The organism is Pluralibacter gergoviae ATCC 33028 = NBRC 105706 (genome assembly GCF_001598855.1).
GTDB lineage: Bacteria > Pseudomonadota > Gammaproteobacteria > Enterobacterales > Enterobacteriaceae > Pluralibacter > Pluralibacter gergoviae.
On sequence record NZ_BCZS01000002.1, the window covers coordinates 269,377 to 285,660 of the forward strand.

The 16,284-nt window shown below is 60.8% G+C and carries 16 protein-coding genes and 1 pseudogene; 14 read left to right on the forward strand and 3 right to left on the reverse strand.

Translation table 11 applies throughout. The features are described 5' to 3' along the window. Position 1 precedes the first annotated feature (1 nt). The 11 genes and pseudogenes from ENGE1_RS03695 to ENGE1_RS03745 all read left to right on the forward strand — a co-directional run. The gene (locus ENGE1_RS03695; protein ID WP_043080709.1) at positions 2-364 is read left to right on the forward strand and encodes an SFCGS family glycine-rich protein; all 363 of its coding nucleotides are present in this window, start codon (positions 2-4) and stop codon (positions 362-364) included. 2 nt (positions 365-366) lie between these two features. Continuing rightward, a complete protein-coding gene (locus ENGE1_RS03700; protein WP_043080708.1) occupies positions 367-666 on the forward strand; it encodes a DUF4312 family protein in 300 nt (99 codons plus the stop codon). A gap of 21 nt (positions 667-687) precedes the next feature. Continuing rightward, positions 688-1,464, forward strand: coding sequence for a DUF4311 domain-containing protein (locus ENGE1_RS03705; protein WP_043080707.1), 777 nt, complete (start codon positions 688-690; stop codon positions 1,462-1,464). A gap of 11 nt (positions 1,465-1,475) precedes the next feature. After that, on the forward strand, positions 1,476-2,120 hold the full coding sequence (locus tag ENGE1_RS03710; protein ID WP_043080706.1) for a DUF4310 family protein: 645 nt from the start codon (positions 1,476-1,478) through the stop codon (positions 2,118-2,120). A 16-nt stretch (positions 2,121-2,136) separates the two neighbouring features. Further along, the gene (locus ENGE1_RS03715; RefSeq protein ID WP_048254374.1) at positions 2,137-3,273 is read left to right on the forward strand and encodes an amidohydrolase/deacetylase family metallohydrolase; all 1,137 of its coding nucleotides are present in this window, start codon (positions 2,137-2,139) and stop codon (positions 3,271-3,273) included. Further along, entirely contained in the window at positions 3,257-4,375 is a 1,119-nt protein-coding gene (locus tag ENGE1_RS03720) for a DgaE family pyridoxal phosphate-dependent ammonia lyase (RefSeq protein WP_043080704.1), read from the forward strand. Before ENGE1_RS03715 ends, ENGE1_RS03720 begins: the two co-directional genes overlap by 17 nt. Further along, positions 4,372-5,112 carry a 2-dehydro-3-deoxy-phosphogluconate aldolase gene (gene dagF, locus ENGE1_RS03725; protein WP_043080703.1) on the forward strand — a complete coding sequence of 247 codons (741 nt, stop codon included), beginning with the start codon at positions 4,372-4,374 and terminating at the stop codon, positions 5,110-5,112. The genes ENGE1_RS03720 and dagF overlap by 4 nt, the downstream gene beginning before the upstream one ends. A gap of 61 nt (positions 5,113-5,173) precedes the next feature. Beyond that, positions 5,174-6,319, forward strand: coding sequence for a lactonase family protein (locus ENGE1_RS03730; protein WP_048254373.1), 1,146 nt, complete (start codon positions 5,174-5,176; stop codon positions 6,317-6,319). A gap of 17 nt (positions 6,320-6,336) precedes the next feature. Next, the gene (locus tag ENGE1_RS03735) at positions 6,337-8,247 is read left to right on the forward strand and encodes a BglG family transcription antiterminator (protein WP_048254371.1); all 1,911 of its coding nucleotides are present in this window, start codon (positions 6,337-6,339) and stop codon (positions 8,245-8,247) included. Between the two features lie 78 nt (positions 8,248-8,325). After that, a complete protein-coding gene (locus ENGE1_RS03740) occupies positions 8,326-8,568 on the forward strand; it encodes a type II toxin-antitoxin system RelB/DinJ family antitoxin (RefSeq protein WP_043080699.1) in 243 nt (80 codons plus the stop codon). Then, positions 8,558-8,839 (forward strand): annotated as a pseudogene (locus ENGE1_RS03745) (type II toxin-antitoxin system RelE family toxin); the annotation flags it as partial. The gene ENGE1_RS03740 and the pseudogene ENGE1_RS03745, both read left to right, overlap by 11 nt. A 12-nt stretch (positions 8,840-8,851) precedes the next feature. Here the strand turns inward: ENGE1_RS03745 and nrdG are convergent. The 3 genes from nrdG to ENGE1_RS03760 form a co-directional block, all read right to left on the reverse strand. Next, positions 8,852-9,316: an anaerobic ribonucleoside-triphosphate reductase-activating protein gene (nrdG, locus tag ENGE1_RS03750; RefSeq protein WP_043080698.1), complete on the reverse strand. Its 465-nt coding sequence runs from the start codon at positions 9,314-9,316 to the stop codon at positions 8,852-8,854. Next, on the reverse strand, positions 9,316-11,454 hold the full coding sequence (gene nrdD / locus ENGE1_RS03755) for an anaerobic ribonucleoside-triphosphate reductase (RefSeq protein ID WP_048254369.1): 2,139 nt from the start codon (positions 11,452-11,454) through the stop codon (positions 9,316-9,318). The genes nrdG and nrdD overlap by 1 nt, the downstream gene beginning before the upstream one ends. A 357-nt stretch (positions 11,455-11,811) precedes the next feature. Continuing rightward, a complete protein-coding gene (locus ENGE1_RS03760) occupies positions 11,812-12,699 on the reverse strand; it encodes a LysR family transcriptional regulator (RefSeq protein WP_048254367.1) in 888 nt (295 codons plus the stop codon). Positions 12,700-12,805: 106 nt separating this feature from the next. Between ENGE1_RS03760 and budA the strand changes: the two genes are divergently transcribed. Genes budA through ENGE1_RS03775 form a run of 3 tightly spaced genes read left to right on the forward strand, consistent with a single transcriptional unit; the run spans position 12,806 to position 16,078 of the window. Next, positions 12,806-13,585 carry an acetolactate decarboxylase gene (gene budA / locus ENGE1_RS03765; protein WP_043080695.1) on the forward strand — a complete coding sequence of 260 codons (780 nt, stop codon included), beginning with the start codon at positions 12,806-12,808 and terminating at the stop codon, positions 13,583-13,585. Positions 13,586-13,597: 12 nt separating this feature from the next. Then, a complete protein-coding gene (gene alsS, locus ENGE1_RS03770; RefSeq protein WP_048254365.1) occupies positions 13,598-15,277 on the forward strand; it encodes an acetolactate synthase AlsS in 1,680 nt (559 codons plus the stop codon). A 30-nt stretch (positions 15,278-15,307) separates the two neighbouring features. Then, positions 15,308-16,078: a (S)-acetoin forming diacetyl reductase gene (locus tag ENGE1_RS03775; RefSeq protein ID WP_043080693.1), complete on the forward strand. Its 771-nt coding sequence runs from the start codon at positions 15,308-15,310 to the stop codon at positions 16,076-16,078. The last annotated feature ends 206 nt before the right edge of the window (positions 16,079-16,284 follow it).

Below are 16,284 nucleotides of genomic sequence, written 5' to 3' on the forward strand. Positions count from 1 at the left end.
CATGACACAGATTACCGTAGTGATTGGCGACCGTCTGGGCAAAGGTCAGAAAGTGGCGGCAGGCGTTGAGAAAGCGGGCGGCCGCGCGGTTGTCGTACCGGGCGTCGCAGCGGATATGAAACTTGGCGACGTGATGAAAGCAGAAAACGCCACCTTCGGCATCTCTTTCTGCGGCTCCGGCGGCGCGGGCGCTATCACTGCCCAGACCAAGCACGGCTATAAAGCCAAATACGGCATGCGCTCCGTTGACGAAGGCGTGACCGCCATCAACGAAGGCGCCAACGTGCTGGGCTTTGGCTTTATGGACAAAGAAGAGCTGGGCGAGCGCCTGGTGCAGGCGTGGCAGAAGAAGTACGGCGCCTGAGCATGAAAGAACAGTTCACCACCACGGTGAGGGTCAAGGGCAAAGGCGAGGATAAAGCACGCGCCTTTGCCGATGCCCTGAACCATGTCCAGGCTGCGGTGATGAAGGCGTCACCGCGCATCTTACTCCGCATTGAACCCCAGGATGTGGCGGTGGTTCAGGCGCAGGTAGCAGTGCGCAAAGAGGCATTTCTGTTTATCTTCCTGCGCCGCGAGCGGCGGACGTTCAGCGTTGAGCTGGACGTGACCGTCAACGTGACGGCACTGAATCTCGATAAAGTGGACTTCGTCGCGAACCCATAACCATTAGAAAAGGGCAGAGTCATGTTCCTGATTATACTCATTAAATCGCTTATCATCGGCGGCCTGGTCGGCGTCGGCGTGGGCGCCGGCGCTGCACGCATGTTTCACGCACCCACCACGCAAGGGATGGGTGCTTTTCGTACGTTGGGCGAACTGAACTCCTGCGAGGGTGACCCGGCGTCGCATTTCTCCTTTGGTCTCGGATTCTTCTTTAACGCCTGGGCATCGTCCGTCGCGGCCGGTGCATTCACCCAGGACGTTGACCACCGCATCATCCCCAACTGGGGCGCGGCGGCGCTGATGGTGAAAAACCGCAATCTGGCAGAGACCCTGCACGATCCGAAAAAGATGGCGATTGCCTGCGGCATCATCGGCATGATCGTCGTTGCCTTCCTTAACTCCACCGCCTCTGCGGTTCCGGCGGCGCTGCAGGTCACTGCGGTCAAAGTGCTGGTGCCGGCGGCGAATCTGCTGGTCAACATCATCATGCCGGTGATTTTCTGGCTGGCGGCGATTGATGCCGGTAAGAAGTCGGGCTTCTGGGCGACCATCTTCGGCGGCGCCGCGCAGCTGATTATGGGCAACGCCGTACCGGGCCTGGTGCTGGGCATCCTGATCGGTAAAGGCGTGGAAGAGGCGGGCTGGAACCGCGTCACCAAAGTAATGATGGCGGCGATTATCGTGCTGTTTGTACTGAGCGGCTTCTTCCGCGGCTTCGACATGAAGATGATCGAATCCTTCCACATGACGGTGCCGAACTGGCTGGATCTGCTGCACAACGCGCTGAGCGGCAAATAAGGGGATAGCAAATGGAACAGAATAAAGGTTTTTGGTACGCAGACTGGTCCTTCCCGATCTTCGTCGGTCTGCTCTCCTCCGGCGTGTTCGCCGGGACGCACATGTACTACCTGTACGGCATTGGCGCCTTCAACGAAGTGGCCTTCGTGGCGATGCTCAAGTCCGGAATTGATACCGGGGTTTACGGCGCGGTGGCCGCGTTCGGCGCCAGCTTCCTGTTCGCCCGTATTATCGAAGGCTCGCTGGTGGGTATTCTCGATATCGGCGGAGCCATTCAGACCGGGATCGGCCTCGGGGTTCCGGCCCTGCTGCTGGGCGCGGGCTTTGTCTTCCCGGTGGCCAACTTTGCCGCCTCGCTGGCGACCGGCCTGATTTTGGGCCTGGCGATCGGCTATATCATTATCCTGGCGCGCAAGTTCACCATTAACCAGAGTAACTCCACCTACGGCGCCGACGTGATGATGGGCGCGGGCAACACCTCCGGCCGTTTCCTCGGGCCGTTGATTATCCTCAGCGCCATGACCGCCTCCATTCCAATCGGCATCGGCTCGCTGGTTGGCGCCCTGATTTTTTACATCTGGCAGAAGCCGATTACCGGCGGGGCTATTCTCGGGGCGATGATCCTCGGCTCCATCTTCCCGGTGGCAATTGCCTGAGCCAAAGGAGAACGCGATGTTTGATTTACTGCTGAAGGGCGCGCGCCTGGCTGACGATACGGTAACGGATATCGCCATTCAGGATGGCAAAATCGCCGCCCTGGGCAACCTTGAAAACGCGGAGGCGGCGAAAGTCGTCTCCCTGAACGGCGAGCACTACGTCAGCGCCGGCTGGATTGACCTGCACGTCCACTGCTATCCGCAGTCGCCGATCTACCACGACGAGCCGGATAGCGTGGGCATCAAAACCGGCGTCACCACGGTGATTGACGCGGGCAGCACCGGGGCAGACGACGTGGATACGTTCTATGAACTGACCCGCAAATGCGCCACCGACGTGTACGCTCTGCTCAACATCTCGCGGGTTGGCCTGATCGCCCAGAACGAGCTGGCGAACATGGCCAACATCGACGCCGACGCCTTCGCGGCGGCGGTGAAGCGCCATCCGGACTTTATCGTCGGCCTTAAGGCGCGGATGAGCAGCAGCGTGGTGGGCGACAACGGCATTACGCCGCTGGAGAAGGCCAAACAGTTCCAGAAAGCCAACGGCGATCTGCCGCTGATGGTGCACATTGGCAACAACCCGCCGAACCTCGACGAGATCGCCGATCTGCTGACCGCCGGCGATATCATTACCCACTGCTATAACGGCAAGCCGAACCGTATCCTGACGCCCGCGGGCGAGCTGCGGGCCTCGGTTTCCGCTGCGCTCAAGCGCGGCGTGAAGCTCGACGTCGGCCACGGCTCCGCCAGCCTCAGCTTTGCGGTGGCGAAGCAGGCCATCGGCATGGGCATTCTGCCGAATACCATCAGCTCGGATATTTACTGCCGCAACCGCATCGACGGCCCGGTTTACTCCCTGGCGCGGGTAATGGCCAAGTTCCTCGCGCTGGGCATGACCCTGCCGCAGGTGATCGACTGCGTGACCTCGCACGCGGCTGCCGCCGTGCGCCTGAACAACAAGGGCAAGCTGGCGGTGGGCTACGACGCCGATCTGACTCTCTTCACCCTTAAACATCAGCCGCTTGAGCTGGTGGATGCTGAAAAAGACGTCCTGCACGCCGACCGGGAGCTGGTGCCGCTGGCCGCTATCCGCGCGGGCAAGGGCTACATGACCGAACAGGGGAGCGCATTACATGCCTTCGATTTATGAGAAGTACAATTTAAAACAGGTCATTAACGCCTCCGGGCGCATGACTATCCTCGGCGTCTCCACGCCGCGCCCGGAAGTGGTTGAGGCGGCGATGGCCGGGATGAACCACTATTTCGAGATGAAGGACCTGGTCAACAAAACCGGCGAGTACATCGCGAAGCTGCTCGACGTCGAGGGCGCGACGGTGGTCTCCTGCGCCTCGGCGGGCATTGCCCAATCGGTGGCGGCGGTGCTGGTGAAAGACAGCGACTGGCTGCTGGAGAACCTGCACGTTACGCCGGTGGAGAATAACGAAATCGTCCTGCCGCGCGGGCACAACGTCAACTTCGGCGCGCCGGTCAGCACTATGGTCGCGCTGGGCGGCGGCAAGCTGGTGGAGGCGGGCTACGCCAACGAGTGTTCCGCCGACCAACTGGCGGCGGCGATTACCCCGCGCACGGCGGCCATTCTGTACATCAAGTCCCACCACTGCGTGCAGAAGAGTATGCTCAGCGTCGAGCAGGCGGCGGTGGTTGCCCGCCACCACAATCTGCCGCTGATCGTCGACGCGGCGGCGGAAGAGGATCTGCAGTGCTACTACCGCTTCGGCGCCGATCTGGTGATCTACAGCGGCGCCAAGGCCATTGAAGGGCCGACCAGCGGCCTGGTGATCGGCAAAACCCAGTACGTGGAGTGGGTCAAGCGCCAGTCAAACGGCATTGGCCGCGCCATGAAGGTGGGTAAAGAGGGCATTCTGGGCCTGACCTGCGCCATCGAACACTACCTCACCGCCGAGAAAGAGAGCGGGGCGCAGATGGTGGAGAAGATGACGCCGTTTATCGACGCCCTGAACGCGCTCAACGGCGTGACCGCCCGCGTGGTGTGGGACGCCGCCGGGCGCGATATCGCCCGTACGGAAATCAAATTTGACGAAGCCGTCACTAAAATCGCCACCGGCGAACTGGTCAACGAACTGAAAAAGGGCGAATACGCCATCTACTTCCGCGGCTACAAGGCCAACGAAGGTATCATTGAAGCCGACGTGCGCAGCGTTAACGCGCAGCAGCTTGAGATCGTGGCGAAGCGCATCGAAGCCGTGCTTAACAAGGAGAAAAACGCATGAAACTGACCCCGAACTTTTACCGTGACCGCGTCTGCCTGAACGTGCTGGCGGGCTCTAAGGCCAACGCCAGCGCGGTATACGAAGCGGCAGAAGGCCACGTGCTGGTCGGCGTGCTCTCCAAAAATTATCCGGACGTGCCGACGGCGGTGGCCGACATGCGCGAGTACGCAAAGCTGATTGATAACGCGCTCTCCGTCGGCCTCGGCGCCGGCGATCCGAACCAGTCGGCGATGGTCAGCGCCATCTCCGCCGAGGTGCAGCCGCAGCACGTCAACCAGGTGTTTACCGGCGTTGGCCCGAGCCGCGCCCTGCTGGGCCAGAATGAAACCGTGGTCAACGGTCTGGTGTCGCCGACCGGCACGCCGGGGATGGTGAAGATCTCCACCGGCCCGCTGAGCAGCAAGGCGCCGGACGGCATTGTGCCTGTCGATACCGCCATCGCGCTGCTGAAGGATATGGGCTGCAGCTCTATCAAGTATTTCCCGATGGGCGGTCTGAAGCACGTCGAGGAGTATAAAGTGGTCGCCGAAGCCTGCGCGCGCAACGACTTCTGGCTGGAGCCGACCGGCGGAATCGATCTGCAGAACTTCAGCGAGATCCTCAAGATTGCGCTGGATGCGGGTGTGAAGAAGGTGATCCCGCATATTTACAGCTCGATCATTGATAAGGCCAGCGGCGATACCCGTCCCGACGACGTTCGCGCCCTGCTGGAGATGACGAAAAAGCTGGTGGGTTAAGCCCCCGTCCCCGATGCTCTCCATCGCGGAGAGCATCTCACCCATCGTCAAGGAGTCCACCATGCCGTCCGCACGCCACCTGCTTGTCGCTTCACTCTCCCTGCTCGCTACCGCCGCACATGCGCAATATGCCTGGGTTGGCACCTACAATCCCAACGGTGAAGGCGTTTACCGCTTCACTGTCGATGCGAAAACCGGCGATCTGCACGATAAAACTCTCGTCAGCCGGCTTCCCAACGCCGCCCAGCTCACCGTTTCCGCCGACGGCAAAGTCCTTTACGTCGCCAGCGAAGCAGAGAAGGGCGTGGTGCAGGCTATGAAGATCGGCGCAGACGGTGCGCTGACCGAGCTGAACCAGGTCTCTTCCGGCGGCGCCGGGCCGGTCTATCTCTCGCTGACGCCGAACGGCCGCCACCTGCTGGTGGCTAACTACGTCAGCGGCAGCATCGCCGTGCTGCCGGTCAAGGAGGACGGCAGCCTGGGCGAGGCGACAGATAAACATCAGGATGAAGGTCCGGCGGGCGCGGGCAAACCGGCGGCGGCGGCCGAGGGCAGCTTTGCCATCAGCGACCACAACGGGCCGCACGCGCACATGATCGCCGCCGATCCGCAGGGAAAATACGTTTTCTCCACCGATCTCGGGCTGGACAGGATCTATCAGTACCGGCTTGATGACGCCGCCGGCAAGCTGACGCCGAACGATCCGCCGTTTATCGCCGCTTCGTCACAAGGCGCCGGGCCGCGCCATTTTGTGTTTACGCCCAAGGGCGACGGCATCTGGCTGATTAATGAAGAGGCGTCAACCCTGACCCACTATCGTCTGGATACGGCAAAAGGAACGCTCAGCGAAGGCAAAACCGTCTCCGCGCTGCCGGAAGGGTATAAAGGCACCAGTTTTGCCGCCGGAATGGCGCTCAGCCGTGACGGGAAACAGCTTTATGTCGCCAACCGTTTGCATAACAGCGTCGCGCACTTTACCGTATCCGCCGACGGCGAGCTGATTCATCAGGACGATATCTGGACCCGGGGAGACTACCCGCGCACCGTGACGCTCGATCCAACCGGTCAATGGCTGTACGTGATGAACCAGCGCAGCGACAACATCACCCGCTTTAAGGTGGCGCCGCACGGCGGCAAGCTGACCTTTGAGCCGGGCTATGTTGCCGTCGGCAGTCCGTCGCAGATGGTGATCTCACCGGCACAATAATTAAGAGGACAGCGGAAGTGCGATTCCCGAACCAGCGCCTGGCGCAGCTGTTTGACATGCTGCAAAACGAAACCCTGCCGCAGGACGAGCTTGCGCAGCGGCTGGGCGTCTCTACGCGTACGGTTCGGGCGGACATTACCGCCCTCAACGCGCTGCTGGCCCAGAGCGGAGCGCAGTTTGTCCTCGCGCGCGGCAGCGGCTACCGGCTGCGGGTGGACGATCCCGCGCGCTACCAGGCGCTGCTGGAGGCGCACCCGCGCGCGCTGCGCATTCCCCGCACCGGCAGTGAACGGGTTCACTACCTGCTGGTGCGCTTTCTCACCTCGGCCTTCTCACTGAAGCTTGAGGACCTGGCCGATGAGTGGTTCGTCAGCCGGGCCACCATTCAGAGCGACATGGCAGAGGTGCGCGAATACCTTGCCCGCTATCAGCTGACCCTGGAGACCCGCCCGCGCCACGGCGTGAAGCTGTTCGGCAGCGAAACGGCGATCCGCGCCTGCCTGACCGATCTGCTGTGGCAGCTGGCGCAGCAGGATAGCGCCAATCCGCTGCTGACGCAGGAGGCGCTCAACGCCGGCGTGCCCGAGCAGCTATCGCTTGCGCTGCAGGAGACGCTGGGGCGCTGGCATATTCGCCTGACGGATGAAGGGGAGCTGTTCCTGCGCCTCTACTGTGCGGTGGCCGTGCGGCGCGTCAGCGAAGGCTATCCGCTGTCGGAGTTTACCGCCGACGACGTCTCTGACGACGTGCGCCACGCCGCGCATGATATTGCGGTCGTCATTCAGCGTCTGGCGGGCAAAACCCTCGCGGCGTCGGAAGAGAACTGGCTGCGGGTGCACATTGCCGCCCGCCGGGTGCAGGAAGTGGCGCCCAGCCAGATCAACGCCGACGACGACGAAGCGCTGGTCAACTATATCCTGCAGTACATCAACACCCACTATAACTACAACCTGCTCGACGACGCGCAGCTGCACGCCGATCTGCTTACCCACATCAAGACCATGATCACCCGCGTGCGCTACCAGATAATGATCCCCAATCCGCTGCTGGATAACATCAAGCAGCACTATCCGATGGCCTGGGACATGACCCTGGCGGCGGTCTCCGGCTGGAGCAAATACACGCCGTGGACCATCAGCGAAAATGAGATTGGCTTCCTGGTGCTGCACATCGGCGTCGGGCTGGAGCGCCATTACAACATCGGCTACCAGCGCCAGCCGCGGGTGCTGCTGGTGTGCGACGCCGGCAACGCGATGGTGCGGATGATCGAGGCGGTGCTGCAGCGCAAGTACCCGCAGCTGGAGGTGACCGCCACCATCACCCTGCGCGAGTACGAGCAGCGCGAAACTATCTGCGAGGACTTCGTGGTCTCCACCGCCCGCATCGCCGAAAAGGACAAGCCGGTGGTGGTGATGTCGCCGTTCCCCACCGAGTATCAGCTGGAGCAGATCGGCAAGCTGGTGCTGGTGGACCGCACCCGGCCGTGGATGCTGGATAAATACTTCGACGCCCGCCACTTCCGCATTATCGACAGCCGGATGGACCAGCAGACGCTGTTCAGCCAGCTGTGCCAGCAGCTCACCGATGAGGGATTTGTTGACGCGGAGTTTGTCGGGTCGGTTATCGAGCGTGAGGCCATCGTCAGCACCATGCTCGGCGACGGTATCGCTCTGCCGCACGCCCTGGGGCTGCTGGCGAAAAAGACCGTGGTCTACACGGTGCTGGCCCCGCAGGGCATCGCCTGGGGCGACGAAACCGCGCACGTGATCTTCCTGCTGGCGATCAGCAAAAGCGAATATGAAGAGGCGATGGCGATTTACGATATCTTCGTGACGTTTCTGCGCGAGCGGGCGATGGCGCGCCTGTGCGTGTGCAAAGATTTTGCCGAGTTTAAGGACGTGGCGATGGAGAGCGTGAGCCGGTTTTGAGAGCGTGATTCCAGAATAGGATGTAATGCAGGTGTAATGCTATTATGCATTACACCTTTTGTTTTTCTGGAGCTCATAATGGCGACGCTGAATGTCCGTCTGGACGATAAACTCAAAGAAGAGGCCTGTACCGTGCTAGCAAAACTCAATATCTCACCCACAGAGGCCGTACGCCTGCTGTTTCAGTATCTCGCCGAAAATGGCCGCATGCCGGTCAAAACGGTGACCATCAGCGACAGTGAAGAGGCGCTCCTGCGCACCGTCAGAGAGCGGCTGGCCGACCCGCTGCCGGGCGTGAAGGTTCGGCTGGATGATCTATGAACTGGTTTTTGACCCGCGGGCGCTGAAGGAGTGGCATAAGCTGGGCGATACCGTGCGCGCGCAGTTTAAAAAGAAGCTGGCAGAGGTGCTTTGCCAGCCAAGGCAGACCTCAGCCAGGCTGCGCGGGCTGCCCGACTGCTACAAAATTAAGCTGAAAAGCTCGGGGTATCGGCTGGTTTATCAGGTCCAGGATGAGAAGATAACCGTGCTGGTTATCGCCATCGGCAAACGGGAGAGGGCCGCGGTCTATAAGGATGCTGGCAGAAGGGTGAACAGCTTACCGCTAGCGCAGCTTATGCACAACCTGATTACTGCTCCCCCGCCAAATCAGCGCCGGGTCCTTTAAATCCTGCACAAACTTGCCGTCCACCAGCACGTTAATCAGATCAACGACCTCCTGCTGCGCCGCATCAAGCTCGCCAATCTTATAGCCGGTCCACACCCAGATATCTTTGCCCGGACACTCGGCGCGCACCCTTTTGACCAGCCGCAGAATATCCGCGACGTTGGCCGGATGCAGCGGGTCGCCGCCGGAGAGCGATACGCCCTGGCGCTTCACGCGGGTGTCGTTGAGGTCGGCGATGATGCGGTCTTCCATCTCCTGGGTGAACGGCTGTCCGGAGTTCAGCCGCCAGGTGCTTTTGTTGTAGCACCCGGGGCATTCGTGGACGCACCCTGATACAAACAGGGTGCATCGCGTACCGGGCCCGTTGACGATGTCGACGGGATAGTACTGGTGATAGCGCATCAGCCGATCTGCCCGTTCCCCAGGTGCTTAACCCGGCGCTTCACCTCTTCCTGCTTGCCGGCGTTAAACGGACGGGCGTCCGGGCTGCCGAGATAGCCGCACACCCGGCGGGTGACCGACACGCGGGCGGCGTCGTGGTTGCCGCATTTCGGGCAGGTGAAGCCTTTGCTGGTGCACTCGAACTCGCCGGTGAAGCCGCACTCGTAGCACTCGTCGATCGGCGTGTTGGTGCCGTAGTACGGCACATGCTGATAGCTGTAGTCCCACACGTCTTCCAGCGCCTTCAGGTTGTGCTGAATGTTCGGGTACTCGCCGTAGCAGATAAAGCCGCCGTTGGCGATCGGCGGGTAGCCCGCTTCGAAATCGATTTTATCGTACGGATTGACCTTCTTCTCGACGTCGAGGTGGAAGCTGTTGGTGTAGTACCCCTTGTCGGTGACGCCGTCCACCAGCCCGAACTGGGCGGTATCGAGGCGGCAGAAGCGGTCGCACAGGTTCTCGCTCGGCGTGCTGTAGAGGCTGAAGCCGTAGCCGGTCTCCTCTTTCCACCGATCGACCGCATCGCGCAGGCGCTGGACGATGGCGATGCCTTTCGCCCGCAGCGCGTCGCTGTCGTACATATGCTGATTGCCGAACAGGGCGTTGATGGTCTCGTGGATGCCGATATAGCCCAGCGAAATAGAGGCGCGGCCGTTTTTGAAGATCTCCGACACCTCGTCATCGGCCTTCAGGCGCACGCCGCAGGCCCCTTCCATATAGAGGATAGGCGCCACGCGGGCCTTCACGCCCTCAAGGCGGGCGATGCGGGTCATCAGCGCTTTGCGCGCCAGCGTCAGGCGTTCGTCCAAAAGCGTCCAGAAGGCGGTTTCGTCGCCTTTCGCTTCCAGGGCGATGCGCGGCAGGTTGAGGCTGATGACGCCGAGGTTGTTGCGCCCATCGTGCACCTGCTCGCCGTTTTCATTCTCCCACACCCCGAGGAAGCTGCGGCAGCCCATCGGCGTTTTGAAGGAGCCGGTGACTTCAACCACTTTGTCGTAGTTGAGAATATCCGGGTACATACGCTTGCTCGCGCACTCCAGCGCCAGCTGCTTAATGTCGTAGTTGGCGTCGCCCGGCTTGTGGTTGAGGCCGTCGCGAATGGCGAACACCAGCTTCGGGAATACCGCCGTTTTGCGGTTTTTGCCCAGCCCCGCAATGCGGTTGCGCAGAATCGACTGCTGGATAAGGCGCGACTGCCAGCTGGTGCCGAGACCAAAGCCAAAGGTGACGAACGGCGTCTGGCCGTTGGCGGTGTGCAGGGTATTAACCTCATACTCCAGCGACTGGAACGCGTCGTAGCACTCTTTTTCGGTGCGCGCGTGGGCGTAGCCTTCGGCATCGGGGATCTGCCACTCTTCGGCGGTTTTGCGGTGCTTTTCAAAGCTTGCCGTCACAAACGGGGCCAGCACTTCATCAATGCGGTTGATAGTGGTGCCGCCGTAGATGTGGCTCGCCACCTGGGCGATGATCTGCGCGGTGACCGCCGTGGCGGTAGAGATGGACTTCGGCGGCTCAATCTCCGCGTTGCCCATCTTAAAGCCCTGGGTCAGCATGCCCTTAAGGTCGATAAGCATGCAGTTGAACATCGGGAAGAACGGCGAGTAGTCGAGATCGTGATAGTGGATCTCGCCGCGCTCGTGGGCCTGCACCACATCGTAGGGCAGCAGGTGCTGGCGGGCGTAGTGCTTGGCAACGATGCCGGCCAGCAGATCGCGCTGGGTCGGGATCACCTTACTGTCTTTGTTGGCGTTCTCGTTGAGCAGCGCCGAGTTGGTCTGCTCCACCAGGCCGCGAATCTCCTGGTTCAGGCGGCCGCGCTTTTCGCGCTGCACGTCGCGGTCGTGGCGGTACTCAATATAGGCGCGGGCAAGCTGCTTGTAGGGACCGGCCATCAGCTGGTTTTCAACGGCAATCTGGATCTCGCTGATATCCACCTGGTCGCGGCCCTGCATCTGCTGGCTGACGACTTCTGCGACGGTGGCGCAATAGTCTGCGTCATCGACTCCCGCTGCTTTGGCGGCACGCAGGATGGCTTCCTGGATGCGCGCTGATTTGAAAGGCGCTTTACAGCCGTCTCGTTTCATAACATGCGGTGTCATGATAGCTCCATATAGTAAGAACAGGTTATCCACAAAGGTCGAAGGCGAACCGCAGAAGGCATTTGGCTTATCGGCCAACCACTTCCCGCAATCCCGGCCCCTTTTATCCACACAACAAACCGCCCGCGTCCGCAGGCGTTGTGTTGAGAATAGATGATTAATACAAGATGTAGGGCTGGCGTGCATTCTAAAGTCTATATGTAGTGATTTGCATCAAAGATGTTTACGATTTTTTTGATTCAGAACAAAGTAAAACCGCGACGGCCCGTAAGCCGGGCCGCAAAAATTAGCGCAATTTTTTTCTGCGGCGCAAGCGGGGAAAAAAGCAGCGCCGGCGGTGGGAAAAATCGCTGCTTTTTAGCGCGTCGATTTTTCGTGTTCGTCGAGAAAGGCCTTCACGGTGCGCGACCGCTCAAAGCGTCGCCAGGCGATGGCGATGTCGGTCGTCACCGTGCTGTCGGCAATCGGATGCCAGGTCACGTCCGGATGGCTGATGCACATCATTGATTTCGGCACCAGCGAAAAGCCGAACCCGGCGGCCACCATGCTCAGGGAGGCGGAGAGCTGCGACGCCTGCTGGGTGCGGTTCATATCGATGCCCGCCCGCAGGCAGCTGTTGTACACCAGCTCATAGATACCCGGCGCAATGGACTCCGGAAACAGCACCAGCGGCACGTCCCGCAGCCTGTCCAGCCGCAGGGCTTTTTCACCCGAGAGCGGATGCGCGCGGTGCAGGGCAATGACCATCGGCTCTTCGTCGATGATCCGCAGGTTGAACACCTTGCTGTGCTCGCAGGGCAGGCGGATAAAGGCGATATCCAGCTCGCCTTCGCGCAGGGCGCCCATCAGCGTCGCCATATTGCCCTCCCGCTGCTGGACGCTGACCCCGGGATGGCTCTGCTGAAACTGGTGGAGCAGGGCGAAGATCTTCGGATGGAAGGCATCCGAGCTGGCGATACCCATCGACAGGCTGCCGTTAATCCCCCGCGCGATGCCCTTCACTTTCTCCATCGCCGCATCGGTGAGGGCGAGGATCTGGCAGGCGTCAACGTAAAAGGCCTCGCCCGCCTCCGTCAGCTCGACGCCGCGGGGCAGGCGGCGCAGCAGCGGCGTGCCGACCTCCCGCTCCAGGCGCTGGATCTGCTGGCTGAGCGGCGGCTGCGAGATCCCCAGCTCCTCGGCGGCGCGGGTGAAGTTGCGGGTGCGGGCGATAGCCACGAAATAGCGTAGATAACGATGTTCCATATATAAAAGGTCTCGAACCTGACGTATTTGTATATTGGAATTGTGAACTGAATCGCGTCAACATTTATTGAATCTTTCTTAAATTTGTTGAACGAGGAAGTCCACAATGAACCATTCAACAGAATGCACCTGCGAAGAGAGCCTTATCGAAACGCTGCGCGGCTTCAAAGCCCAGCATCCCGACAGCGTTCTTTACCAGACCTCGCTGATGAGCGCGCTGCTCAGCGGCGTGTATGAGGGCAGTACCACTATCGCGGAGCTGATGACCCACGGCGACTTTGGCGTTGGCACCTTCAACGGCCTCGATGGCGAAATGATCGCCTTCAACAGTGAAGTATATCAGCTGCGCTCGGACGGCAGCGCCAGGGTCGCGCGCCCGGATCAGAAAACGCCGTTTGCGGTGGTGACCTGGTTTAAGCCGCAGTACCGGCTGGAGATTACCCAGCCGACCGGACGCCAGAAGCTGCACGACATTATCGACAGCAAGATCCCCTCCGATAACCTCTTCTGCGCCCTGCGCATCGACGGCGACTTCCGCCACGCCCACACCCGCACCGTCCCGCGCCAGACGCCGCCCTACCGCGCCATGACCGACGTCCTCGACGATCAGCCGGTCTTTCGCTTCAACAGCCGCCAGGGCGTGCTGGTGGGCTTCCGCTCGCCGCAGCATATGCAGGGCATCAACGTTGCGGGCTATCACGAACACTTCATTACCGATGACCGCAAGGGCGGCGGCCACCTGCTTGACTACCAGCTCGATAGCGGCGTGCTGACCTTCGGCGAGATCCACAAGTTGATGATCGATCTTCCGGCCGACAGCGCCTTCCTTAATGCCAACCTGCATCCTGACGATCTTGATGCGGCTATTCGCTCAGTTGAGAGCTAACAGGAGAGAATCATGAGTCACGAACGTCGCGTAAAAGAGTGGCAGCACGGTGCCGATCTGGTGGTTGCCCAGCTTGAGGCCCAGGGCGTGAAGCACGTCTTCGGCATTCCCGGCGCGAAAATCGACAAGGTGTTTGACTCCCTTGTGGATTCGCCGATTCAGCTTATTCCCGTCCGCCACGAGGCCAATGCCGCCTTTATGGCCGGGGCGGTGGGGCGCATCACCGGCAAGGCCGGGGTGGCGCTGGTCACCTCCGGTCCCGGCTGCTCGAACCTGGTCACCGGCATGGCGACCGCCAACAGCGAAGGCGACCCGGTGGTGGCCCTCGGCGGCGCGGTGAAACGCGCGGATAAAGCCAAGCTGGTGCACCAGAGCATGGATACTGTCACCATGTTCAGCCCGGTAACCAAATATTCGGTGGAGGTCACCGCTCCGGATGCGCTTTCTGAAGTGGTCTCCAACGCCTTTCGCGTGGCCGAGCAGGGCCGTCCGGGCAGCGCCTTCGTCAGCCTGCCGCAGGATATCGTCGACGGTCCGGTGACCGGCACAATCCTGCCGCCTTCTGCCAACCTGCAGATGGGCGCCGCGCCGGATGAGGCTATCGCCCAGGTAGCGGCGATGATTGATAAAGCGAAAAATCCGGTGATCCTGCTGGGCCTGATGGCCAGCCGCCAGGAGAACAGCGCCGTGCTGCACCAGCTGCTGGAAAAAAGCCGCATTCCGGTGACCAGCACCTATCAGGCCGCCGGCGCGGTGCATCAGGAGCACTTTACCCGCTTCGCCGGACGCGTGGGGCTGTTTAACAACCAGGCCGGGGACCGCCTGCTGCACCTGGCTGACCTGATTATCTGTATCGGCTACAGCCCGGTAGAGTACGAGCCTGAGAAGTGGAACACCGGCGAGGCGACCCTCGTTCACATCGACGTGCTGCCCGCCTACGAGGAGCGCAGCTACGCGCCGGATATCGAGCTGGTGGGCGACATTGCCGGCACGCTGAAAAAGCTGACCGCCAACATTCATTCGCCGCTGGATCTGAGCCCGCGCGCTTCCGAGATCCTGGTGGACCGTCAGCATCAGCGCGAGCTGCTGACCCGCCGCGGCGCGCACCTCAATCAATTTGCCCTGCATCCGCTGCGCATCGTTCACGCCATGCAGGACATCGTGAACAACGACGTCACCCTGACGGTTGATATGGGCAGTTTCCACATCTGGATAGCCCGCTATCTCTACAGCTTCCGCGCCCGTCAGGTGATGATCTCCAACGGCCAGCAGACCATGGGCGTCGCCCTGCCGTGGGCGATTGGCGCCTGGCTGGTGAACCCGGGCCGCAAGGTAGTCTCGGTTTCCGGCGACGGCGGCTTCCTGCAGTCGAGCATGGAGCTGGAGACCGCCGTGCGGCTAAAAGCCAACATCCTGCACATCGTGTGGGTGGATAACGCCTATAATATGGTGGCTATTCAGGAAGAGAAAAAATACCAGCGGACCTCCGGCGTCGATTTTGGGCCGGTGGATTTTAAAGTCTACGCCGAGGCCTTCGGCGCGAAGGGTTTTGCCGTTGAAAGTGCGGAGGCGCTGGAACCTGTTTTGCGTGCAGCAATGGATACAGACGGTCCCGCCGTAGTGGCGATACCGGTCGATTACAGCGATAACCCGCTGCTGATGGGACAACTCCATCTCAGCCAGTTACTTTGAATCAACGAGAATCAACGAAAGGATACTGATATGCAAAAGGTAGCATTCGTGACGGGCTCCGGTCAGGGCATTGGTAAAGCGATTGCGCTGCGCCTGGCAAAAGACGGTTTTGCGGTGGCCATCGCCGATTACAACATCAATACGGCCGAAGACGTTGCTCAGGAAATTAACAGCAGCGGCGGCAAGGCGCTGGCGATCAAAGTGGATGTCTCCAGCCGCGACCAGGTGTTTGCGGCGGTTGAGAAAACCCGCGCCACCTTCGGCGACTTCAACGTTATCGTCAACAATGCGGGCGTCGCGCCCTCCACGCCGATTGAATCGATCACCGAAGAGGTTATCGACAAGGTTTACAACATCAACGTCAAAGGCGTTATCTGGGGCATCCAGGCCGCCATCGACGCCTTCAAAAAAGCCGGCCACGGCGGCAAAATCATCAACGCCTGCTCTCAGGCGGGCCACACCGGCAACCCGGAGCTGGCGGTCTACAGCTCCAGTAAATTCGCCGTGCGCGGCCTGACCCAGACCGCCGCCCGCGATCTGGCACCGCTGGGCATTACCGTCAACGCCTACTGCCCGGGCATCGTCAAAACCCCGATGTGGGACGAAATCGACCGCCAGGTCTCCGAAGCCGCCGGCAAACCGCTGGGCTACGGCACCGAGCAGTTCGCTAAAAAAATCACCCTCGGCCGCCTCTCCGAGCCGGAAGACGTTGCTGCCTGCGTCTCCTACCTCGCTGGTCCGGACTCCGACTATATGACCGGCCAGTCCCTGCTGATCGACGGCGGTATGGTGTTTAACTGATTCGAAATGTTGTTTCGGATATGGCTTGCCCTCGCGATTGCGGGGGCTTTTTTTCATCGCCGCGGCCGTCGGGTGCGGCACCTTAACGACGCTCCGCTAGCCCGCGTCTTATGACTCACGCTTTTTACCCATCGCGGATAATACGCCTGGCTGACAGATAGGCGTGGCCTATCTGATTAATAGCCATTGGCTGCCTAATTCATTGA